The 22,252-nt window shown below is 31.6% G+C and carries 24 protein-coding genes and 1 other annotated feature; of the genes, 2 read left to right on the plus strand and 22 right to left on the minus strand.

Features of this window, described 5'->3' with window-relative positions; translation table 11 throughout:
• Positions 1-50 precede the first annotated feature (50 nt).
• Positions 51-1,280 (minus strand): serine hydroxymethyltransferase, encoded by a 1,230-nt coding sequence (locus tag HNR33_RS04800; protein WP_429080629.1) that lies wholly within the window; start codon positions 1,278-1,280, stop codon positions 51-53.
• A 242-nt stretch (positions 1,281-1,522) separates the two neighbouring features.
• On the opposite strand from HNR33_RS04800, the gene HNR33_RS04805 reads away from it, so the two are divergent.
• Both HNR33_RS04805 and HNR33_RS04810 read left to right on the plus strand, forming a co-directional pair.
• Positions 1,523-2,302 (plus strand): threonine/serine exporter family protein, encoded by a 780-nt coding sequence (locus tag HNR33_RS04805; RefSeq protein ID WP_429080631.1) that lies wholly within the window; start codon positions 1,523-1,525, stop codon positions 2,300-2,302.
• Positions 2,303-2,755 carry a threonine/serine exporter family protein gene (locus tag HNR33_RS04810; RefSeq protein WP_429080634.1) on the plus strand — a complete coding sequence of 151 codons (453 nt, stop codon included), beginning with the start codon at positions 2,303-2,305 and terminating at the stop codon, positions 2,753-2,755.
• On the opposite strand, the gene HNR33_RS04815 is transcribed toward HNR33_RS04810, so the two are convergent.
• From HNR33_RS04815 to HNR33_RS04915, 21 genes are all read right to left on the minus strand, one after another.
• Positions 2,752-3,072, minus strand: coding sequence for a thioredoxin family protein (locus tag HNR33_RS04815; protein WP_429080637.1), 321 nt, complete (start codon positions 3,070-3,072; stop codon positions 2,752-2,754). The two genes, HNR33_RS04810 and HNR33_RS04815, sit on opposite strands and share 4 nt — an antisense overlap.
• 65 nt (positions 3,073-3,137) lie before the next feature.
• Positions 3,138-3,407 carry a metal-sensitive transcriptional regulator gene (locus HNR33_RS04820; RefSeq protein ID WP_429080640.1) on the minus strand — a complete coding sequence of 90 codons (270 nt, stop codon included), beginning with the start codon at positions 3,405-3,407 and terminating at the stop codon, positions 3,138-3,140.
• A gap of 35 nt (positions 3,408-3,442) precedes the next feature.
• Positions 3,443-3,880, minus strand: coding sequence for a SoxR reducing system RseC family protein (locus HNR33_RS04825; protein WP_429080642.1), 438 nt, complete (start codon positions 3,878-3,880; stop codon positions 3,443-3,445).
• A 40-nt stretch (positions 3,881-3,920) separates the two neighbouring features.
• Entirely contained in the window at positions 3,921-4,676 is a 756-nt protein-coding gene (locus HNR33_RS04830; RefSeq protein ID WP_429080645.1) for a tRNA threonylcarbamoyladenosine dehydratase, read from the minus strand.
• Positions 4,677-4,806: 130 nt separating this feature from the next.
• Complete coding sequence (locus HNR33_RS04835; RefSeq protein WP_429080648.1) at positions 4,807-5,535, minus strand: metallophosphoesterase family protein; 729 nt, start codon at positions 5,533-5,535, stop codon at positions 4,807-4,809.
• Positions 5,536-5,871: 336 nt separating this feature from the next.
• Entirely contained in the window at positions 5,872-7,653 is a 1,782-nt protein-coding gene (gene aspS, locus HNR33_RS04840; protein ID WP_429080649.1) for an aspartate--tRNA ligase, read from the minus strand.
• Between the two features lie 4 nt (positions 7,654-7,657).
• Complete coding sequence (hisS, locus tag HNR33_RS04845; protein WP_429080652.1) at positions 7,658-8,923, minus strand: histidine--tRNA ligase; 1,266 nt, start codon at positions 8,921-8,923, stop codon at positions 7,658-7,660.
• Between the two features lie 54 nt (positions 8,924-8,977).
• Positions 8,978-9,190 (minus strand) — a binding site (T-box leader).
• A 44-nt stretch (positions 9,191-9,234) separates the two neighbouring features.
• Positions 9,235-10,707: a coproporphyrinogen dehydrogenase HemZ gene (gene hemZ / locus HNR33_RS04850; protein ID WP_429080655.1), complete on the minus strand. Its 1,473-nt coding sequence runs from the start codon at positions 10,705-10,707 to the stop codon at positions 9,235-9,237.
• Between the two features lie 12 nt (positions 10,708-10,719).
• Positions 10,720-10,899 (minus strand): hypothetical protein, encoded by a 180-nt coding sequence (locus HNR33_RS04855; protein WP_429080656.1) that lies wholly within the window; start codon positions 10,897-10,899, stop codon positions 10,720-10,722.
• 61 nt (positions 10,900-10,960) lie between these two features.
• Positions 10,961-11,584, minus strand: a complete 624-nt coding sequence (locus HNR33_RS04860; protein ID WP_429080658.1) for an MBL fold metallo-hydrolase — start codon at positions 11,582-11,584, stop codon at positions 10,961-10,963.
• Between the two features lie 10 nt (positions 11,585-11,594).
• Positions 11,595-12,044: a D-aminoacyl-tRNA deacylase gene (gene dtd / locus HNR33_RS04865; RefSeq protein ID WP_429080660.1), complete on the minus strand. Its 450-nt coding sequence runs from the start codon at positions 12,042-12,044 to the stop codon at positions 11,595-11,597.
• A gap of 13 nt (positions 12,045-12,057) precedes the next feature.
• The gene (locus HNR33_RS04870; protein WP_429080663.1) at positions 12,058-14,214 is read right to left on the minus strand and encodes a RelA/SpoT family protein; all 2,157 of its coding nucleotides are present in this window, start codon (positions 14,212-14,214) and stop codon (positions 12,058-12,060) included.
• 130 nt (positions 14,215-14,344) lie between these two features.
• Entirely contained in the window at positions 14,345-14,857 is a 513-nt protein-coding gene (locus HNR33_RS04875) for an adenine phosphoribosyltransferase (protein ID WP_429080666.1), read from the minus strand.
• Between the two features lie 169 nt (positions 14,858-15,026).
• Positions 15,027-15,434, minus strand: a complete 408-nt coding sequence (locus HNR33_RS04880; protein ID WP_429080667.1) for a LapA family protein — start codon at positions 15,432-15,434, stop codon at positions 15,027-15,029.
• A 16-nt stretch (positions 15,435-15,450) separates the two neighbouring features.
• Positions 15,451-17,133, minus strand: coding sequence for an ABC1 kinase family protein (locus tag HNR33_RS04885; RefSeq protein ID WP_429080670.1), 1,683 nt, complete (start codon positions 17,131-17,133; stop codon positions 15,451-15,453).
• A 126-nt stretch (positions 17,134-17,259) separates the two neighbouring features.
• The gene (gene secF, locus HNR33_RS04890) at positions 17,260-18,147 is read right to left on the minus strand and encodes a protein translocase subunit SecF (RefSeq protein ID WP_429080672.1); all 888 of its coding nucleotides are present in this window, start codon (positions 18,145-18,147) and stop codon (positions 17,260-17,262) included.
• A 15-nt stretch (positions 18,148-18,162) separates the two neighbouring features.
• Complete coding sequence (secD, locus tag HNR33_RS04895) at positions 18,163-19,428, minus strand: protein translocase subunit SecD (protein WP_429080674.1); 1,266 nt, start codon at positions 19,426-19,428, stop codon at positions 18,163-18,165.
• Positions 19,429-19,506: 78 nt separating this feature from the next.
• Positions 19,507-20,010, minus strand: a complete 504-nt coding sequence (locus tag HNR33_RS04900; protein WP_429080677.1) for a gamma carbonic anhydrase family protein — start codon at positions 20,008-20,010, stop codon at positions 19,507-19,509.
• 12 nt (positions 20,011-20,022) lie between these two features.
• On the minus strand, positions 20,023-21,366 hold the full coding sequence (gene scfB, locus HNR33_RS04905) for a thioether cross-link-forming SCIFF peptide maturase (protein ID WP_429080729.1): 1,344 nt from the start codon (positions 21,364-21,366) through the stop codon (positions 20,023-20,025).
• 149 nt (positions 21,367-21,515) lie between these two features.
• A complete protein-coding gene (scfA, locus tag HNR33_RS04910) occupies positions 21,516-21,653 on the minus strand; it encodes a six-cysteine ranthipeptide SCIFF (RefSeq protein WP_429080679.1) in 138 nt (45 codons plus the stop codon).
• A 73-nt stretch (positions 21,654-21,726) separates the two neighbouring features.
• Positions 21,727-22,116: a TIGR04086 family membrane protein gene (locus HNR33_RS04915; protein ID WP_429080682.1), complete on the minus strand. Its 390-nt coding sequence runs from the start codon at positions 22,114-22,116 to the stop codon at positions 21,727-21,729.
• Positions 22,117-22,252: the final 136 nt, after the last annotated feature.

Genomic DNA, 22,252 nt, shown 5'->3' on the forward strand with positions numbered 1-22,252 from the left:
GTTATAGCATATAATTCCTTCTTCATTTTAAACTTGCATCTTATACATAATTAGTAAAGTGGGAATTTATCACACAATTCCTTAACCATACTCTTTATTGTTTCTACATCAGTTTTTTCCTCTAAAGTCAACTTGATTATTTCCGCTATTACTTCCATGTCTTCTTCCTTCATACCTCTTGTAGTAATTGCAGGTGTTCCAATTCTTAATCCACTTGTTACAAATGGGCTTTCTGGATCAAAAGGAATTGTATTTTTATTTGTTGTTACGCCAATTTCATCAAGCAACGCTTCAGCTTTCTTACCTGTTAAGCCTTTTGTTCTTACATCAATAAGCATTAAATGATTATCAGTTCCGCCTGATACTAATCTAAAGCCTTTTTCAATCAAGCTACTAGACAAAGCCTTAGCATTTTTAAGAATTTGTTTTTGATAATCCTTAAAATCATCCTCTAATGCTTCCTTGAAGCTTACTGCTTTAGCAGCTATTACATGCATTAGTGGTCCGCCTTGAATTCCTGGGAATATTGCTTTATCAATTGCCTTTGCATGTTCTTGTTTACATAGTATAGCTCCACCTCTAGGGCCTCTTAAAGTTTTATGAGTTGTAGTAGTTACAAAATCAGCATAAGGTACTGGATTTGGATGTAACCCAGCTGCAACCAATCCTGCTATATGAGCCATGTCAACCATAAAATATGCTCCAACTTCATCAGCAATCTCTCTAAACTTAGCAAAATCAATTATCCTTGGATAAGCACTAGCACCAGCAACAATTAACTTTGGTCTTTCTTTTATAGCTAATTCTCTTACTTCATCATAATCTATTGTTTCAGCTTCTTTATTAACACCATAAGCTATAAAGTTGTAGTAAGTACCAGAAATATTTACAGGACTTCCATGTGTTAAATGTCCCCCATGTGATAAGTTCATGCCAAGAACCTTATCTCCAGGCTTTAATATTGCAAAATAAACTCCAAGGTTTGCATTTGCGCCTGAGTGTGGTTGAACATTTGCATGGTCAGCGCCAAAAAGCTTCTTAAGTCTATCTCTCGCCAAATCTTCAGCAACATCAACAAATTCGCATCCCCCATAATATCTTTTGCCTGGATAACCTTCAGCATATTTATTAGTTAGCTGACTCCCCATTGCTTCCATAACTTGCTCTGTCACAAAATTTTCAGACGCTATCAATTCGATTTTACTTCTTTGCCTATCTGTTTCTAATTCTATAACTTTCATTATTTCTGGGTCAAATTCTCTAAGATTTTTAAAATCCATATTCCTTCTCCTTTCAATTTTTATTAAAATTTAATATTTATGTATATTGAATAATTAAGTTTTTCATATATAATATACCATTATAATGAAATATAATAAACAATATTTAATGAAATTATATAATAAAATCATCATTATGCAATTGTGTGAATTTTATAAATTGAATTTGTGTACCATTTAAAATAGCATAGTTAGTTTTTCCCTAAAATACAAATCATATAAGTGAAAGATAGGTGTTTTTTATGAATGAAAAAAAAGAAGCAAAACGATTACTTAGTATGGCAATTCTTGCAGGAAAGATAATGTTAGAAAATGGCGCAGAAACTTACAGAGTTGAAGACACCATTACCAGAATATGTACTGCTCGTAAATTTGTTAATTATGCTGAACCATTTGTTATCCCTACAGGTATTTTTATGTCAATTGGATATAACGATGAAATAATTACTTATATACAAAGAACTAAGACAAAGAAGATTGATTTAAATAAAATTACTTTAGTTAATGAATTTTCAAGGCAATTTGTAAATACTGATATTACCATAGATGAGGCCTTTCAACTATTACATGAAATAGATAGTACTAAAGCATACCCACGTAGTGTTAATCTTTTATTTGGTGGCTTTGCAGGAGGTTTCTTCTCGATTCTTTTCGGAGGTACATTTTTGGATTTTATTAGTGCGTTTTTTGTAAGTGTACTAGTAATAGAAACTAAGCAATTTTTAGAAAAATATAATATAATGTACTTCATAAACAATTTTGTAGGGGCCTTTGTTGCAACTGTTTTTGCGATATTATTTACTAATATAGGTATAGGCAATAGCATGGATACAATTATCATAGGCTCTATAATGCCTCTAGTTCCAGGAGTTGCAATTACTAATGCAACAAGAGATTCTATATTAGGAGATTTTTTATCAGGTATTTCAAGGGGAATGGAAGCTATAATTGTTGCTCTTTCCATTGCATTTGGAGTAGGTTTAACGTTAAGATTATACTTTTTATATTTTGGAGGTATGTAAATGTTCTTAATAAAGCATTTTGTCTATGCATTCTTATCAACCATCGGATTCTCAATACTCTTTAATATTCCCAAGGATTCAGTTATAAAATCAGGTTTTGCTGGAGCAATTGGCTGGATTATATATATAGTAACAAAAGACATATTTTCTTCTCCAATCGCCGGTGCCTTTTTTGGAGCTATAACTGTAGGTATAGTAGGAGAGGTTATGGCTAAATATTTTAAAAAACCTGCAACAATCTTTATTATACCTGGAGTTGTCCCTTTAGTGCCTGGGGCAGGAATGTACTATACTATGTTAGCTGTTATTGAGAAAGATTTTATTCATGCAGCAAATCTAGGTACAGAAACGATTTTTATTGCCGCATCAATCGCCTGTGGAATAATAATATCTTCTTCTGTTAGTAAAATAATTAAAAAACAAAAAGAAAGAAAGCTGCTCAATGGCAGCTAATTTATCATAGATATGAATATTTCTATTTGCTCATTAGTCACAGTTCCAGTAAAACGATATTTCTCATTGCCGTTTTTAAACATTATTAAAGTCGGCAAACTTACTACCTCGAAAATCTTAACCAATTCAGCTTGTTCTTGATAATCAACTTTATACATTTGGATATTATGTCCATATGCTTCATAAAGTTCGCTTAACTGGCCTAACATTCTATTGCTAGGCTCAAATTGAGCAGTATAAAATACTAATATTACCAAACCACTTTCTTCAAATACGCATTGATATATAGATTCAGAATTTAACTCTTTTATAAACAACTTTATCCCACCTTAATTTTAATTATATACTGTATTGATATTAAGAGTGAAATAGCATTATTCATTTATTTTGTATACTTTATCATGGTATCTATTAAATCATCTAGTACCTGGTCTTCTGCTTTGTCTTCAAGATAGTTTTTTAGACAATCCTTCATATGATTCTCAAGTATTAATCCACCTACTTTGTTTAATGCAGCTCTAGCAGCGGCGATTTGGATAAGAATGTCCCCACAGAACTTTCCTTCATCTACCATACGTTGAATACCTTTTATTTGACCTTCAACCCGCCTTAACCTTTTTTGAATACTATCATTTTCTTTTATTTCTTTCATATTAAACCCTCCCAAACAATGCAAAGAACACAAAATTAGATCCTCTTGTTGTTAACAATATTGACTATTTCAAAATTAATTTGGTTCTTATTCTTGATTCTTTTATCTATTGATTTTAATACAAAATATGATATCGAAAGAAAAATAAGTCCTACTATAAATCCTAATGACTCATAGTTTTCAAATCCTAACTTTTCGAATACGGTTATACCAATAAAGACACCTATAATTAGCATTATCAATGGTAAAATATAAACAATAAATGCAGATTTCAATACAATATTTGTTTGTGTTCTTATCTCTACGTAATCACCTACTTTAGCACCAAGAGTATTTTTTGATTTGACACTAATCCCCTGAACGCTACATCCTCCTTTACATGAACCGCATTTATCTCCACATGAAGATGACCTCTTAATAGATATTTCAGCTATATTTCCATTAATACTTGTAATATACCCTACTTGATCCATTTCTTACCTCCAATCTAATATAAAATATCTTTTAAATGCATTATTTATTAATCTTTAGTATATCTTTAACTACTTCTGACGCTATTATTAATCCTGAAACTGAAGGTACAAAAGAAATACTACCCGGTATTTGCCTTTTTGCAGTACATGTTCTATCTTTATTTGGGCATATACAATCAGTTTTACAATTCCCCTGCCCTGCTTCAGGTTTAATAGGTATCTCTTTTGAATAAACCACCTTAAGACTATCTATATTTCTATTTCTCAATTCTTTTCTCATCACTTTTGCTAATGGGCACACGCTCGTGCTGTATATATCAGCTACTTCTAACATTGTTGGATTAAGCTTATTACCAGCTCCCATACTGCTTATTATAGGTATCTCCATCTTCTTACATCTTTCAATTAAATCAATTTTTGCTGACACCATATCAATAGCATCTATTACATAGTTGTAATCGACAGATAAAAGTTTTTCTGCACTATTAGCATTGTACAACTCTTTATACGCCACTACATGTGAATCAGGATTTATTTCTAATATTCTATTTCTCATTACTTCTACTTTTGATTTACCTACAGTTTTTCTAGTTGCGTGAATCTGCCTATTAATATTAGTAAGACATATATCATCGTCATCAATTATTACAAAAGAACCTACTCCACATCTTGCTAAAGCTTCTACTGCGAAGGTACCTACTCCACCTATCCCAAAAACTGCAATTTTAGACTTTTTAAGTTTCTCGAGACCAACAGCGCCTATAAGCATTTCTGTTCTTGAAAATGCATGCAACATATATTACAACTCCCTTTATAAAGTATTATCATAAGAACATTGTCTTAAATATTATTACTATTAACATATAAAATGATAACACAGTTCAAAACGGGTATCAATAAATTATAATTTAGCCGTTTTTCTCAATTTATTTTTTCCCATAAAAAGACTTTAATATAAAATCTCTTTGAGGAACTTGTCTGTTTTCAAATTCTTTAATTAACTCTGTTTCATCATACTTCACCTGGAATCTTTTTATATCATAGCCATCCTTATATAACTCTAAAATAAAAAATCTAGCAATTGGCCTGTAGCAGCATCCTAAAGAACCTGGGTTCAAATATCTAACTTTGCTCATTATATCTGACGATTGATGAGAATGACCATAGAAAATTAAATCTGACTTCACATCACAAAATACATTATTCACATCGTCCGGTGTTGGATTATAACATACTTCTTTAAACTTTCTTTCTGTATCATTTAACCCATAATGGGTAAACGCAATCTCATAATTAAAGTACCGCTCGATAATAGTATATGGAAATCTAGCAACCTCTTTTTTTAGTAATTTGTCTATTTCTGAATGAATCCATTTCTGATGCTCTTCTTCACCTTTAGACATCCACTCTGGTCTAGGGTTTGGAAGTCCTAATGCAAACCACTCATCATGATTTCCCATTACCATTCTTAATCCTTTTGTATTGAACATAAGATCTAAGCACTCATTTGGGTAAGGACCTATTCCTATTGCATCACCAGTATGAAATATATAATCACATTTATCTTCATGTATTCTTTTTAAAGCTGCTTTTAATGCTGGTAAATTACCATGGACATCTGTCATAATAGCAACCTTTAATTTTGAATGCTTCATTTATAACACTCCTTGGTGCACATACATTTAATATGCTATCTTAGTTTTCCAAATTATTCTGCCATAATATACAAATATATTTTGGTACATTATAACAGAAAGCTACTTCTTATTCAATAACAAAGACTTCTATGAAAGCTTTTAAATCATAGATGCTTTAGTGAAACAATTTTTTCAAAAACGCATATTAAGTACTCATGTATTAAAAAAGGGCTTCAAAAGAAACATTATAATGTTGCCTTTTTTGAAACTCATCTGCGGAAAGTTCTTGTTATTAAAAATATAAAGTTAGAACTTTCCTATGCGTTATAAAAAAAGCTAAGGTTAAAACCTTAGCTATTCTTTAATAATCGTATTTATATGGATTTCATTTAATTGATTCTCTGCAACATTAGTAGGCGCATTAGTCAATAAGCATGTAGCACTTTGAGTTTTTGGAAATGCAACAACATCTCTTATATTATCACTTCCGGTCATAAGCATTATGAGTCTATCAAAACCATATGCAATCCCACCATGTGGAGGTACCCCATATTTAAATGCCTCAAGCAAAAATCCAAATTTATCCCAAGCTTCCTCCATTGTAAAACCAAGTGCTTTAAACATACTTACCTGAAGTGAAGAATTGTTTATTCTTATACTTCCTCCTCCAATTTCATCTCCATTGATAACTATGTCATATGCTTTTGCTCTAACCTTTTCTGGCTCTGTTTCTAGTAGTTTGATATCTTCATCCACTGGATGCGTAAAAGGATGATGCTTTGCAACGTATCTATTTTCTTCTTCATCATATTCAAATAGAGGAAACTCCGTTATCCACACAAGTTTGTATTCATTATTGTCAATTAAATTTAATCTATTTGCAACTTCCACTCTTAAACTTCCTAAAGATGCAAATACTACGGAAGGCTTATCCGCTACAATTAATAGCAAGTCTCCTTTCTTTGCTTCCATCCTTTCTATTATTGCACTAAGTTCTTGCTCTGAAAGGAATTTAGCTATAGGAGATGTGATCCCTTCATCAGATAGTTTAATCCACGCTAATCCCTTTGCACCGTAGGTTTTAACGAAATCTTCTAGCTGAGAAATATTTTTTCGTGTAAATTCATCAGCATAACCTGTAACATTTATGCCTCGTACTTCTCCACCATTTTGTATAGCACCACTGAATACTTTAAAATCACTATTACTTACTATATCAGAGATATTTTTAAGTTCAAATCCAAATCTTAAATCAGGTTTGTCAGAACCAAATCTATCCATAGCTTCTTTATATGTCATTCTATCTATTGGCAGATTTATGTCGATTCCTTTTATTTCTTTGAATAATCTATATATTAATTGCTCGTTAATTGATAACACATCTTCAATGTCAACAAATGACATTTCAATATCAATTTGAGTAAACTCAGGCTGTCTGTTTGCTCTTAAATCCTCATCTCTAAAGCACTTTACAATTTGATAGTACCTATCCATTCCTGAAACCATTAGTAGCTGTTTCATAAGCTGTGGTGATTGTGGAAGTGCATAGAACTTACCTGGGTTAACTCTACTAGGAACTAAGTAATCCCTTGCCCCCTCTGGTGTAGGCTTTGTAAGCATTGGAGTTTCAACTTCAACAAAACTATTTTCATCCAAAAATTCTCTTACTACCTTTGCAGTTCTATGTCTTGTTTTTAGATTTTGTTGCATAGATGGTTTTCTTAAATCTAAATATCTGTATTTTAAGCGCATAGATTCAGAAACATCATCATTATCCTTTATATAAATAGGTGGAGTTTCAGCTTCATCTAATATTTTTAATTCTTCGACAAACACTTCGATTTCTCCAGTAGGCAATTCATTATTTATTGATTGTCTCTTTAAAACCTTTCCTCTTACTGCTAAAACATACTCGCTTCTTATTCTATCAGCTTTATTAAATGCTTCTTCAGAAATATTACTATCAAAAACCACTTGTACAATACCTGTAGTATCTCTTAAATCAACAAATATTAATGACCCTAGATTTCTTCTTTTCTGGACCCAACCCATAAGTATAACGTCTTGGCCTTCATTTTCAATTGTTAAATTACCACACATATGAGTTCTTCTTAAATTACCCATTGACTCTCCCATAAAATTACCTCCTAATATTTGACTTTAAAATTTCTATTATTTTACTTAATTGAACTTCTTGCTGCTCACCTGTCTCCATATTCTTTAACGTAACTGTATCTTTTTCTATTTCATCATCTCCAATTACTATCGTATATAAAGCATCAATTTTATCTGAATACTTAAACTGAGCTTTAATACTTCTACCTAAATAGTCCTTATCAGCTGCTATTCCATGACTTCTAAGATTTAATAATAATTTAAATGCTTCTTTATCAGCTTTATCTCCTATAGTAACAATAAAGATATCTAACCCTTTATTTTCTGGTATTATGATATTATTATTATCTAATGTCAATAAAAGTCTTTCAATGCCCATTCCAAATCCTACTGCAGGAGTTGAACTACCACCTAGCTCTTCAACTAGCCTATCGTATCTTCCGCCACCACAAACTGTTCCTTGTGCACCTATTTCACTTGAAACAAATTCAAAAGCTGTCTTAGTATAATAATCAAGTCCACGAACTATTTTAGGATCTACTATATACTTTATATCTGCAACATCTAAGTATTCTTTAACTTTTTCAAAGTGATTATTGCATTCCTCACACAAATAATCCACCATTAGTGGTACATCTTTGATTTCATGCTGACATTTTTCATTTTTACAATCTATAATTCTCATAGGATTCTTATCATATCTGCTTTTGCATGATTCGCAAAGCATTTCTAGTCTGTCTTTAAGGAATTCTCTTAATACTGAATTATATTTTTGTCTACAGTGTGGACATCCTATATTGTTTATTCTTAATTCAATTCCAGAAACTCCAAGCCTTCTATACACAGTATATACTAAGCTCATTACCTCAACATCTACTGCAGGGTCTGAGCTACCAAATACCTCTATGCCAAATTGGTGAAATTCCCTTAATCTTCCTGCCTGAGGTCTTTCATATCTAAAACATGGTGTAATGTAAAACATCTTTATCGGTTGCGGAGCATTAGATAATTTATTCTCTATAAATGAACGAACTACTGGAGCAGTCCCCTCTGGTTTTAGTGTTATACTCCTTCCACCCTTGTCTTCAAACGTATACATTTCCTTCTGTACAACATCTGTAGTTTCACCAACTCCTCTTTCAAACAATTCAGTATGTTCAAAAACTGGAGTTCTCACTTCCTTGTATCCAAAACTTCTACAAATTTCTCTAAATAGGTTCTCAAGATACTGCCACTTATATGATTCTGAGAATAATATATCTTTTGTCCCTCTAGGAGCTTTTGCTAGCATTAAGTACCCTCCTTCAAAAAAATAAAAACACCTCAGTCTCTATCAAACATCTTTGACAGGGACGAGAAGTGTTATTTCCCGTGGTGCCACCCTAATTGGATAAAAATATCCCACTTTGCACCTGTAACGTAGGTATACGTATAAGCCTACTAAACTTCAGCTTATCTACTCAAGGATGTCTTCATCGAATATTAGTATCGGCTTTCCACTATCACCGACTCTCTATGACTAAGAGATTCAATTACTTTTTCCTATCATTGTATTTGTATGTTGAATAATATTATAATGTAACTAATTTTCTATGTCAATGCTTATATAAACTTTTCCTTCTTGTTTATCATTTCATCTACTCTTTTAATATATTCATATAAGTTTTTCACATTTGCTACTCTCTCTATTCTATCTTCTTCCGGAAAATAAAATTTTGATATCCCACCTGCACCTACTGCTACTATAGTCTGCATTTCCTCCATTATGAGTATATTATATTTGCATTCTTTATTAGGCTTGGAATAGCCAACGTTCTCAAAATTTCCCAAAATTTGTTTTTGCCTATACAAATAGTATGGATGCATATTCATCTTATCAGAATAATCTCTAGTAATAGAAAGCATCCGCTCAATATTCTGCTGTTCTGACAGTGAGTAATCTTCAAGATTTTCTTTTAGTTTAGATGCTCTCTTTATAGCCATTGTGTGAACTGTAAGATTATCAGGGTCAAGTTTTTTTATTTGCTTCATCGTTTCCATAACATCGTCACAGTTTTCACCTGGTAACCCTACAATAATGTCCATATTAATTGTTTCAAAACCTAAGGTCCTAGCTAGATTATATGCTCTATTAATGTCAGCGGTCGTATGATTACGCCCAATGGTTTTTAATGTATCTTCACACATCGTTTGAGGATTTATGCTTATTCTTTTTATATTATTATCTCTAAGCATCATAAGCATTTTTTGATCTATTGTGTCTGGTCTACCAGCCTCTACTGTAAATTCACTTATAGTATCAGTGCCAAATTCATTATATATTTTTTTTATTATTTTATCTAAATTGTTAACAGAAAGCGCAGTTGGAGTTCCTCCTCCTATATAAACAGTGTCTATACACTTATTAGATAATAAGTCCGCAGTTCTCTCGATTTCATAGATAAGCTTATCAGTATAGTTGTCCATCTCATTGCCGTATTTCTCAATTGAATTTGATGGAAAAGAACAGTACAGGCATCTAGTAGGGCAAAATGGTATACTGACATATAAGCTATATTTATTTATACTATCTTGTTTTATTACTTTTCTTTCTATTTGTGCTATATCTGTTAATAGTTTTGCTTTCTCTTTAGAAAGCTTATATTGAGTAAGTAATATTTGCATAATCTCTTCAGTTTCTACATGTCTATTTATTAAATCATGAACTATTTTAGTTGGCCTTATTCCTGTTAGTACACCCCAAGGTACTTTTACAGATGAGATATTAGATAATGCTTCAAATATACTCTGTTTTATTGAAAGCTTAGTTACCTTTGGAACGCTACTACTTTTTATATCAGTGTTTTCAATTCTTTTTATCTTATTATCGCTTATACATTCAGTACCTTTATAAACTTTCGTTTCAATATAATAGTTATTTGAATTAGTAAATAGTTTATTTTCTATTAAAAGGCTTTGGTCATCTACCAAAGCCCTATCTTCAACAAATTTAACCTGTGTATTAAAATAGAATAGTTTTATCAATTCAGTTACTTCATAATTAAAGTCATGTCCCTCTAAGTAAACAAAAATCATAATATGATCCCCTTAAAAGTCATTTATATATTCGTTAAAAAGCTTGTTTATATACGATTTTGGAATCTTTAATTCTAGAGCAAATTCTTCACTATTTATTCCCATTTCTTCCAAGTCTGTTAAATCGGTAATATCCATATCTTCAAGCTTTATACTTTCATGCCTCTTTACATAATCTTGCAGTTTTTGCATTTGCACCCCTCCCAAAGATATTTAGTATTATTCTTCCACATATTTAGGAGAGTATTCTTTTTTATTTATTTACAAAAGGATTATTTCTTTTTTCGAATCCTACAGTTGTAGATGGTCCATGTCCAGGATAAATTTCATAATCGTCAGGAAATACCAAAATCTTGTTTTTAATTGAATCTATGATATCATCAAAAGAACCACCATAAAGGTCAGTTCGCCCTATTGAGCCTTTGAACAAAGTATCTCCTGTTAAAATAATGTTATTAACTTTAATTGATATACCTCCTTGTGTATGTCCAGGAGTATGAATAATAACAGCTTGTAGATTTCCAACGTTGATAACATCACCATCTTCAAGCAACCTATCAGGCTTAATCATAACATCATCCATAGACATATGAGCAGATAGATTCAGCTGTGCATCAAGTAACATATCCTCATCATCCTTATGAATAAGAACTGGACACCCAATTTCTTTTTTTAAATCTTTTAATCCACCTATATGATCTCCATGAGCATGAGTTAATAAGATATATTTAATATTTACTCCTAACTCATCAGACTTTTTTATAATTTCTTCTGATTCGCCACCCGGGTCAACAACAATAGCATCTTTAGTTTCTTCACAAGCTATTAAATAACAATTAGCTGCATAAACACCTATTGGCATTCTCTGTAATATCATTTATATCCTCCTAAAACTGTTTTTTGCTATCAATCATTATAGTCACTGGTCCATCATTGATAAGCTCTATATTCATATGCTCTCCAAAAGCGCCAGTTTCTACTTTAACATTATAAGACTTACATCTCTCAATAAACTTTAAATAAATCTCCTCTGCTATATCTGGAGGTGCAGCATTCATAAAGTTTGGCCTTTTTCCCTTTCTCAAATCTCCATATAAAGTAAATTGAGAAACTACTAAAATCTCTCCTTGAATATCTAATAGAGATAAATTCATTTTATCATTTTGATCTTCGAAAATTCTTAAATTGATTATTTTATCACACATATATTCCATATCAGCATCTAAGTCTTCACTGCCAACTCCAAGAAACACCAATAGTCCTTTATTTATACTGCCAATAGTCTCATCATTTACAGTAACTTTTGCCATAGACACTCTTTGAACAACTGCTCTCATTAAATCATCCCTTCTATGTTATAACTCTATACACATCTATTACACCATTAAGTCTTTTAATTTTTCTCATTAATTCTTTTAGTTGCTCTACATCTTTTATCTCAAGGGTCATATTTATTAATGCTATTCTTTCCTTGCTAGTCCTTGCATTTAAAGACGTCACGGTAAGGTTCGCATCAGTTAATAGTTGTGTAATCTCTGTTAAAAGTCCAGTTCTGTCCGTAGCTTTGATTTGAATTTCAGCTTGATAAGAACTTTTCTTATCTGTATCCCATTCAACATCTATAAACCTCTCATGTAAATTTAATTCAGTAACATTAGGACAATCTCTTCTGTGTACTGACACTCCACGTCCTCTAGTAATATATCCTACAATATCGTCTCCAGGAACAGGACTACAACATCTCGAAAATCTAACTTTAATGTTGTCAACTCCTTTTACCGTTATTCCTTGAGTTGGTTTATACTCCCCTCTAGTATTAACTTGTTTATTTAATAATTCTTTTTCGTCTTCTTTTTGATTATAATACTCCTTGTAAAATTCTTTTAGCTTTGTTATGACTTGAGATAAAGTTATACTTCCATAGCCTATGCCAGCATACATGTCTTCAACACTGTTTAAGCTTAGCTTTTTCGCTATGGATTTGAGCCATTCTTCCTTAAGAATCTCTGTTAGTTTAAACCCTTGCCTCTTAACTTCTTTTTCCAACATCTCTTTACCTTTGTTTATATTCTCATCACGTTCTTCTTTTTTAAACCATTGTCTTATTCTCGATTTTGCTTGGCTACTTTTAACAATCTTAAGCCAATCCCTACTAGGTCCATTACTATTTGGTGACGTCAATATTTCAACAATGTTCCCATTTTTCAATTTGAAATCAATTGGAACAATTCTTCCGTCTATCTTTGCTCCTGCACAATTATTTCCAACAGCAGTATGAACCCTATATGCAAAGTCAATGGGAGTTGATCCAGCAGGAAGACTTATTACATCACCTTTAGGTGTGAAAACAAAAACCTCATCTGTATATAAATCTATTTTTAATGACTCCATAAACTCCTTAGGATCCTTTAAGTCTTTTTGCCATTCTAATAATTGTCTAAGCCATGAAAGTTTATTTTCAAACTCATCACTTTTTACTACCCCTTCTTTATATTTCCAGTGAGCTGCAATACCGTATTCTGCAGTTCTGTGCATCTCCCAAGTTCTAATTTGTATTTCAAACGGGTCACCTTGAGGACCAATAACAGTCGTATGAAGGGACTGATACATGTTAGGCTTAGGCATAGCAATGTAGTCTTTAAATCTACCTGGTATTGGCTTCCATAAAGTATGAACAATACCTAGAACTCCATAACAATCCTTTACGGAGTCTACAATAATTCTTATTGCAGTTAAATCAAATATTTGTTCGAAAATTTTATTTTGATATACCATTTTTCTATATATACTATAGAAATTTTTTGGTCTTCCACTTATCTCATTGTCTATTTCCATTTCATCCAGCTTACTCTTCAATACTTCAATTACAGATTTTATATATGCCTCTCTTTCCCTTCTCTTCTTTGAAACTTTTTCAACTAATTCATAATATCCTTCTGGGTCAATATATCTTAATGAAAGGTCTTCAAGCTCCCACTTAATTTTAGAAATACCAAGCCTATGAGCTATAGGAGCATATATTTCTAAAGTTTCTAATGCTTTTTCTTTTTTCTTAGCTTCAGACATATATTCAAGAGTTCTAATATTATGTAGCCTATCAGCCAATTTAATTATTATAACTCGAATATCTCTGGACATGGCAATGACCATTTTTCTAAGGTTTTCAGCTTGAGTCTCTTGTTTGGTACGATATTTAAGCTTTTTCAGCTTTGTAACACCCTCTACTAAATTGCTTACTTCCTCTCCAAACTCTCGTGTTAAGGCTTCAAATGTAACATCTGTATCTTCGAGAACATCATGAAGTAAGCCAGCTGAAATAGTAGCTGTATCCATATTAAGATCAGCTAATATCATCGCTACGCTAAATGGATGAACAAAAAATCTTTCTCCTGAGTTTCTTAATTGCCCTTCATGGGCTGATTCTGCAAAATTATATGCTTTGATAATTTGATCTAAATCACCTTGAGGGTTATATTGTTCTATTCTGGCAATTAGGTTTTCTAACAATTTACTCAACCTCTCGATAAAGTCTAGTTATGTCTAAAATTATATAAATACAGTATATCATAGTCAATAGAAAAGAAAAATGATTTACAAAAAAGCCCAACATAGTGGGCTTCCTTTTGATATTTCTAGATTAAAATCTAACTATCGAATGAATATCATAGTCTTTTAATGCGTCTCTACCATTCAAAAACTCAAGCTCAATAAAGAAACTTACTGCAGATATTACTCCACCTAGCTTTTCCACCATCTTGCATGCTGAATAAGCAGTTCCACCAGTTGCAAGTAAGTCATCCACTATTGCAACTTTTTGACCAGGTTTGATAGCATCTTTATGCATCTCAAGTGTATCAGTTCCATATTCAAGTTCATATTCGTAGCTTATAGTCTCGTGTGGTAATTTTCCAGGCTTTCTTACTGGAACAAATCCTACCCCAAGTTCATAAGCAAGTGGAGCACCGATTAAGAAGCCTCTTGCTTCTGGCCCCACTATTATATCTATTTCTTTATCTCTTAACTGTTCAGCCATTTGATAAATACATTCATGAAAAGCATCTTTATCATTTAGAACAGTAGTTATATCCTTAAAATTAATTCCTTCTTTTGGGAAGTCTTTTACATTTCTTATTTTATTTTTTAGATCCATATTTTCCTCCTTTTTGATATTAAATTTGTTTAGTTCACCAAATAAATCAGTAAAAATAACATATAAGGTTAAGTATTGCAAGTTTTTTACCGCACTTACATTTGATATTCATTATAAAAGTACATTTACATTATAGCCTATACATACACCCTGTTCAATAACCAATATTTTATCCAGCATTATTTTCTTCAGTAGCATCTATTCTCATTATTTCAGAATCATTAAAATCACTGTTTTCATCAGCCACTAAATTAACTTGATTACTGCATTTCACACTCTCTTTATTAGCTTCATTGAGTAACTCGCTTATTCTATTTTCCAGCGTACCTTTATCACTCTCAAGGCTATTAATCTTCTTTGACTGTTCTTTTATTTTTAAACTTAGTTTTACTTGTCGGACTAGACCTAATATCGTCACAATTATAGCTCCTAAAGCAGCCGAAACAAAAATAACTATAGCCTGTGATACCTCAATTTCAGCAAATAAAAAATCTACTGTAACGTTATTACCATTCTTAAGTGCGAAAACTGCAATTAAAATAGCAAATACTAAAGAAAAAATGAAACCTGCTTGCATAATACTCCTCCTTCAATTATCTATTACGTTTGTTATTAATTAAAATAGACAAGACAAGCCCTATACCAAAAATAGCACCAATAACATATCCTAGAACTCCAAATAATGAAATTCCTAGAATTTTGGGATCTTTGTTTGATTGTATTACTATGGAAGAACCAACAATTAGTGCAGAAACCAAAAGGCTTAAAGATATCTTATTTGTCATACTGTTTATTTCGTTCTCTAATCGCTTTAGTCCTTCTTGTTTCATAGTAATTTTGATTTGATTTTTTTCAATTTTATTCAAAATATTATTTACTTGTCTTGGTATTTCTTTTAAGTTATCAAACGAATCAATAGAATATTCTAATGCTTCATCAACAATTTTTTTAGGATTTAATCTCTTTATAGTAACTTTTTTTATTATTTCTTTTGATATTTCAGAAAGACTGAACTGAGGATTTAGTTCCTTCGCTGTTCCTTCAAGTGTAATTATTGATTTCATCAATAATATTAGTTGTGGCGGAACCTTTAGTTTATGTTTATATGCTGTCATCAAAATTTCATTAAACGCTTCTCCAAAATTCAGTCTATTTATAGGAACATTGAAGTAATAGTTAAGTATATAATATAAATCCTTCCTAAGATCTATTTCATCAGTTTCTTTAGTTAAAGCATTAACCTTGAATAAGCTTTCAACTATTCTATCAACATCCTTATCTTGACCAGCCTTAAGAAGTGCTATAATGAAGTTTAGAATATACTTATCTATATACCCAACTATTCCAAAATCAATAAAGCTTATTTTGTTCTGATTAACAATCAGTATATTTCCAGGGTGCGGGTCTCCATGAAAGAAACCATGAAGAAATATTTGCTCTAAGAAAACATTTGCTCCTATATCAGCTATTTTTTCCTTATCCCAATTCCTTCTATTTATCTCAGGAATATTACTTACTTTTACCCCTTTTATCTCTTCCATAACTAGTATTCTTTTTGTTGTATAATCCCAGTATACTTTAGGTACCAAAACTCTTTTATCATCCTTAAATATTTCAAAAAAACTTTGACAATTCTGTCCCTCATATGTATAGTCAATCTCTTTATAAATGAAATATGCAAACTCCTTAACTATGTCAACAGCATGCACTGGCCCTTGCTTATTAAAATGCTCATCTATTAGCTTAGCAACGTTATATAAAATATCAATATCTCTGTCAATAATGTCTTTAAGATTCGGCCTTTGAATTTTTACTACAACTCGTTCACCAGATTTTAGCTTTGCTCTATAAACTTGACCTATCGATGCAGCAGCTAAAGGTTTTTCTTCAAAATTACAAAATACCTCTTCTATATTCTGTTTAGTTTCTGATGCAAAAATTTGCTTAGCTGTGGATAACTCAAACTCATTTACTCTGTCCTGAAGGTATTTAAGCTCATTTACTATATCTTCTGGCAAAATATCATATCTTGTACTCAATATTTGTCCAAGTTTAATAAATGTAGGACCAAGCTCTTCAATTGCCATTCGAACTCTCTGGGCTCTTGTATATTTTTCGCTTAATTTGGTTGATTTTTTCAAAATAAAACCTTTTATCGAACCTTCAATTTTCATTTTATCAGCTAAAATACTAAAACCGTATTTAGATAAAACTGACCAGATTTCTCTGTATCGCTTAATATTTTTGTATCTTTTCCCAAGTTTATTAATCCTCAAGAAAGCATCCCCTCGTTTATATTAGAATTACTAACTATTATTGCCATAAATCTAATATTATTTCCTTATATTTTCATAATAGAATACATTACTCAAAAAGACAAAAAAACTGCCCTAAGGCAGTTTTTATACTCTATTAGGATTATAATTGTTTTTTATTGAAGTTCTAGATTTCAAAAGATACCATACTGGACTTGCAATGAAAATAGACGAATAAGTTCCTACTACTATTCCTACAACAAGCGGTAATGCAAAGTCTCTTATGGCTTCAACACCAAATATATATAGCGTTACAATTGCTAATAAAGTCGTAAAAGAAGTATTCAAAGATCTAACAATAGTCTGTGAAATACTTGTATTTATTATATCTTCATACTTATCCTTTTTCATAATTTTTAAGTTTTCACGTATCCTATCGAATACAACAATCGTATCATTAATAGAATATCCTACTATAGTAAGAATGGCTGCAACAAATGACCCGTTTATAGGAATCTTGAAAAATGCATATACAGTTATAGCAACTAACACGTCATGAACCAATGCTATAATAGCAGAAAGTCCAAATTTAAATTCAAATCTAAAAGTAATATAAGCAAGCATCCCTAAAGTAGCGATAACAACTGAAATCAATGCTTTTCTCTGAATTTCTTTTCCAATAGCTGGCCCAAATTTTTGCGACTGTATAAAAGCTTCATCTTTTAAGTTGTATTTTTCTTTAAACTTATTAAACACTTCTAATCTTTCCTGATTTTTTAAGTCTAATGTACTTTTTATAATAATTTGTTCTTTATTCTCTCCAGCATGAATAATGCTAGCTTTTGTATCAAATTCATTTGTTATCTCTCTTACTTCATCAACTGGAATTGTCTTTCCTAGATCAATTTGTATCAATGTCCCACCAGTAAAGTCAATACCATAATTTAATCCACTAATGGCCGCAAATAGTATACCTGATACAATAACTATTAATGAGATTACAAAGAAAATATTTCTTTTTCCAATTATATTCAACTTAGTTCCCCCCCCTTACACGCCATATAGCTTTGTATTTTTCGTAATATTCATCCCTATTACTAGTTTTAAAAGGAATTTTGTTATAAATACTGCTGTTATCATAGAAGCAATCAATCCAATAATTAAAGTAACACCAAAGCCTTTAATAGGTCCTGAACCAAAATAATAAAGAACTATACCAGCAATAAAGGTAGTAACATTCGCATCAAGAACTGTTGATAAAGCTCTTTTGAATCCACTGTCAACAGAAGCTCTCAATGATTTTCCTGTTCTTATTTCTTCCTTTATTCTTTCGAATATAACTACATTAGCATCAACAGCCATACCTATAGACAATATTAAACCTGCAATGCCAGGTAAGGTTAATTTCACACCTAAATTTATCATAATTCCCAATACAATAAGAACATAAACTGTTAAGCTAATATCTGCTATCAATCCAGGAATTCTATAGAAAATTAACATGAATAAAAATATTAACATTAGTCCAATTGCAGCAGCATATATACTCTTATCTAATGATTCTAAGCCTAATGTAGGTCCAATAACAGAAGTTTGAACTTCTTCAAGTTCAACAGGAAGGGCTCCTGCTCTAATTAATGTTGCAAGTTCACTTGCACCCTCTACATCAAAGCCGCCTTCTATAATAGCTTTACCATCTGAAATGGCTGCATTTACTACGGGACTAGAGATAACTTGATCATCAAGTACTATATAAATTATCTTTTCATTAGTACTTGTTTTGCCAACAAGTTTTTTTGTAGCTTCAGCAAAGCTCTTAGAGCCTTCTTTATCAAATTCTAAAGAAACAACTGGCTCTTCTGCACCTGAGTTTGATCTTTGGAAGCCAACTTCAGATTTTTTAACATTTTTACCTGTAACTACAATATTACCTTCAGGATCAATAAATTGAAGCTGTGCAGTTTTTCCAATCATATCAATAGCCTGTTGAGCGTCCTTTACACCAGCTAATTCTACTCTTATCCTTTTATTTCCTTCAATAACTATATTCGGTTCTGCTACACCAAGTCCATCAACTCTTTGCCTAATTATGGCCTTAGTCTGTTCCATCTTCTTATCTAATTCAGCCCCTGTTGCATCTGTTTGGGCTTCTAACAATACATAAACACCACCTGCTAAATCTAGTCCTAAGTCTATTTCCTCTTTAGCAGTTGACATTTTATACTTTCCAAGGTCTAAACCATAGATTGCACTATACGAAAGAACACCTATAAGTGCAATAATTAGTATAAAAATAAGCGTGTTTTTTAGGTTCATATTTCTTCCCCCTTCTTTTCTTCATAATCACTATTATATAACTCAATAAGACTACAGTCAATAAATAAGTATTTCTCGTTATTTTTTGTGTTTTTGCGCATATTTTACATAATCCACTGCTGATTGTTTTAACTGGATTATTTCTTCATCGCTTAACTCCCTTACTACTCTGGCAGGTGAACCAAGGACTAATGAGCCTGAAGGTATCTTTTTTCCTGGTGTCACAATACTTCCTGCTCCAACTAGTACATTGTCATCTATTTCTGCACCATCAAGTACTATAGCACCCATTCCAATTAACACATTATTTCCTATTTTACATGCATGAACTATTGATTTGTGTCCAACAGTAACATAATCACCTATAATAGTATTATTATCCTTGCTAATATGGATTACGGTTCCATCCTGAATATTTGTATGTTTTCCAATATCAATTGTATTTTCGTCCCCTCTTATTACACAATTATACCATATGCTAGTATTTTCTCCGATGCTTACTTTACCAATAACTTCAGCACTAGTTGCTATAAAACAGCTATTATGAATCTTGGGCTTTATCTCTTCATATTCAAGTATCATAGACTAATCCTCCTATTTTAAGTTAGCAGTTATAGAGATTGCACATTCAATTCTCTTTTTTTCCATTTCGCATCCTATTTTATATGGCTTTCTTATATTGTCATTAAAATTGTATGCATTTGCATGGCAACCACCGCTACAATAAAATTTTGCCCAGCAATTTTTGCAGTCATCTTTTGTGTATACATTCGCTGCTCTAAATTCATCTCTTATTTCAGTTTTTACAATTCCTTTATATATATCACCCATTTTAAAGTCTTCATTTCCAACAAACTGATGGCATGGGTATAAGTCTCCCTCTGGTGTAACAGCTAAATATTCTACACCTGCCCCACAGCCAGCCACTCTTTTAATAAAACAAGGCCCTTGGTTTAGATCTATCATAAAATGGAAAAAATCAAATCCCTTTCCTTGCTTATGCATTTTTATATACTCTGCAGATAATTGCTCATATTCATTTAAAATCCTTTCTAAATGCTCCTGAAGTAATGCGTAATCATTTTCAGGCTTAGCTACTACAGGCTCTACGGATATACTATTAAATCCTGCTTTATTTAAGAAAAGTACATCTTTTGCAAAATCCAAGTTGTGACTCGTAAAAGTTCCTCTCACGTAATATGATTTACTACCTCTAAGCTTTACAAATTGAAGAAACTTAGGTGTTATTATATCATAGCTTCCATTCCCACTTACCGTCGATCTCATGTTATCATTTACTTCTTTTCTACCATCTAAGCTCAACACTACATTATCCATATTTTCATTTATAAATTCCATCTTATCATTATCAAGTAACACACCATTTGTTGTTATTGTAAATCGAAAGTTCTTATTATGCTTTTTCTCAATCTCTCTTCCATACCTAACTAATTCTTTTACTACATCAAAATTCATTAATGGCTCACCACCAAAGAAATCTACTTCTAGATTTCTTCTATTTCCAGAGTTTTCAACTAGGAAGTCTAATGCCTTCTTCCCAACAGATAATGGCATGTACAACCTCTCTCCATTAAAATCTCCTTGAGAAGCAAAGCAATAATTGCATCTTAAGTTACAATCATGGGCTATATGCAAACACAAAGCTTTCACTACATTTTGAGGATTATAGACAATATCACTAATATCAGCTTCCTCACTAAATAAGTAATCATTTTCAGCTAGAATTTTGACTTCATTATAGCCTTCAACTATGCTATTTTCTTCGTATTTACATTTTAATTGATTTACTATTTCTTCGATTTTATGCTCTTGGAACAAATCAACTATGTCCCAAATCAAATCATCAACCACATGAACAGAGCCACTATTTACATCCAAAATTATCTTTTTGTCATTAAGCTCAAATTTGTGTATCATCACTATAAATTTCCTCCTAAAATAATAGCATAAATTTTTATATTTTATAGGGGTACAGCCCCTTTGCAGCAACATCATTAATATTAGTGCAAAGAAATACTAAGTAGAAAATTAAAAAGTAGTGGTTGCCCACTACCTTTTATGTACAACTACTTGTTTTCACACTTCTGGTTTCCAACAGTACAAGATGTCTTGCAAGCTGATTGGCATGAAGTTTGACATTCTCCACATCCACTGTTTGTGATATTTTTTAAGCTACGGCCGCTTAGTGTTTTAATATGCTTCATGTTATGCCTCCTTCAAACATTTTCTTAATAATTCCATAAAAATTATAACATAATAGATTAATTAAATAAAGATTTATTTTAAGTTTATTCCTATCATTCCGCCAATAGCACCAGTGACCATAGAAACAATTAATTTTAATAACACGAATTTATCGATACTGAAATCCTTAATAAATATATTGCTTAAAATAATAATAACTATTATGTATAACAATCCTACAAGACTACCGTTTAACCACCCTTTATTATCAACTTTTAAAGACATGAATATCGCTCCAGATACAATAGCTAGTATCATTATTAGCGAATTGACTACAGGTATTATTCCCTCTGAGATATTTGTATAAGTCATAATCAGCGTCAAAACAATCATAAGTACAAGAGTAACTAGGATACTTACGCCCATCCCTTTAAATAGATACATAAAATATCTTGATCCGCTCATATTTTTATTGTAATTCATCATTCCACCTCCTTGTATAATAATGATATAGCCATTAAGGCTAATACATATTTAACCTTTTCTATACCTAAGTAACTGAAGAAGGTATTCTTCCTTCATCAGAAGTTACTTCATTAGTTATCATGTCTGACGGTTT

The sequence above is a fragment of the Brassicibacter mesophilus genome, from assembly GCF_050433385.1.
Lineage (GTDB): Bacteria > Bacillota > Clostridia > Tissierellales > Proteiniboraceae > Brassicibacter > Brassicibacter mesophilus.

Coding starts and splice junctions, on each gene's coding strand:
- HNR33_RS04800 (WP_429080629.1), bottom strand. CDS start 1,280: ATGGATTTTAAAAATCTTAGAGAATTTGACCCAGAAATAATGAAAGTT.
- HNR33_RS04805 (WP_429080631.1), top strand. CDS start 1,523: ATGAATGAAAAAAAAGAAGCAAAACGATTACTTAGTATGGCAATTCTT.
- HNR33_RS04810 (WP_429080634.1), top strand. CDS start 2,303: ATGTTCTTAATAAAGCATTTTGTCTATGCATTCTTATCAACCATCGGA.
- HNR33_RS04820 (WP_429080640.1), bottom strand. CDS start 3,407: ATGAAAGAAATAAAAGAAAATGATAGTATTCAAAAAAGGTTAAGGCGG.
- HNR33_RS04825 (WP_429080642.1), bottom strand. CDS start 3,880: ATGGATCAAGTAGGGTATATTACAAGTATTAATGGAAATATAGCTGAA.
- HNR33_RS04830 (WP_429080645.1), bottom strand. CDS start 4,676: ATGTTGCATGCATTTTCAAGAACAGAAATGCTTATAGGCGCTGTTGGT.
- HNR33_RS04835 (WP_429080648.1), bottom strand. CDS start 5,535: ATGAAGCATTCAAAATTAAAGGTTGCTATTATGACAGATGTCCATGGT.
- aspS (WP_429080649.1), bottom strand. CDS start 7,653: ATGGGAGAGTCAATGGGTAATTTAAGAAGAACTCATATGTGTGGTAAT.
- hisS (WP_429080652.1), bottom strand. CDS start 8,923: ATGCTAGCAAAAGCTCCTAGAGGGACAAAAGATATATTATTCTCAGAA.
- hemZ (WP_429080655.1), bottom strand. CDS start 10,707: ATGATTTTTGTTTACTTAGAGGGACATGACTTTAATTATGAAGTAACT.
- HNR33_RS04855 (WP_429080656.1), bottom strand. CDS start 10,899: ATGCAAAAACTGCAAGATTATGTAAAGAGGCATGAAAGTATAAAGCTT.
- HNR33_RS04860 (WP_429080658.1), bottom strand. CDS start 11,584: ATGATATTACAGAGAATGCCAATAGGTGTTTATGCAGCTAATTGTTAT.
- dtd (WP_429080660.1), bottom strand. CDS start 12,044: ATGAGAGCAGTTGTTCAAAGAGTGTCTATGGCAAAAGTTACTGTAAAT.
- HNR33_RS04875 (WP_429080666.1), bottom strand. CDS start 14,857: ATGGATCTAAAAAATAAAATAAGAAATGTAAAAGACTTCCCAAAAGAA.
- HNR33_RS04880 (WP_429080667.1), bottom strand. CDS start 15,434: ATGCAAGCAGGTTTCATTTTTTCTTTAGTATTTGCTATTTTAATTGCA.
- secD (WP_429080674.1), bottom strand. CDS start 19,428: ATGAACCTAAAAAACACGCTTATTTTTATACTAATTATTGCACTTATA.
- HNR33_RS04900 (WP_429080677.1), bottom strand. CDS start 20,010: ATGATACTTGAATATGAAGAGATAAAGCCCAAGATTCATAATAGCTGT.
- scfB (WP_429080729.1), bottom strand. CDS start 21,366: ATGATACACAAATTTGAGCTTAATGACAAAAAGATAATTTTGGATGTA.
- scfA (WP_429080679.1), bottom strand. CDS start 21,653: ATGAAGCATATTAAAACACTAAGCGGCCGTAGCTTAAAAAATATCACA.
- HNR33_RS04915 (WP_429080682.1), bottom strand. CDS start 22,116: ATGAATTACAATAAAAATATGAGCGGATCAAGATATTTTATGTATCTA.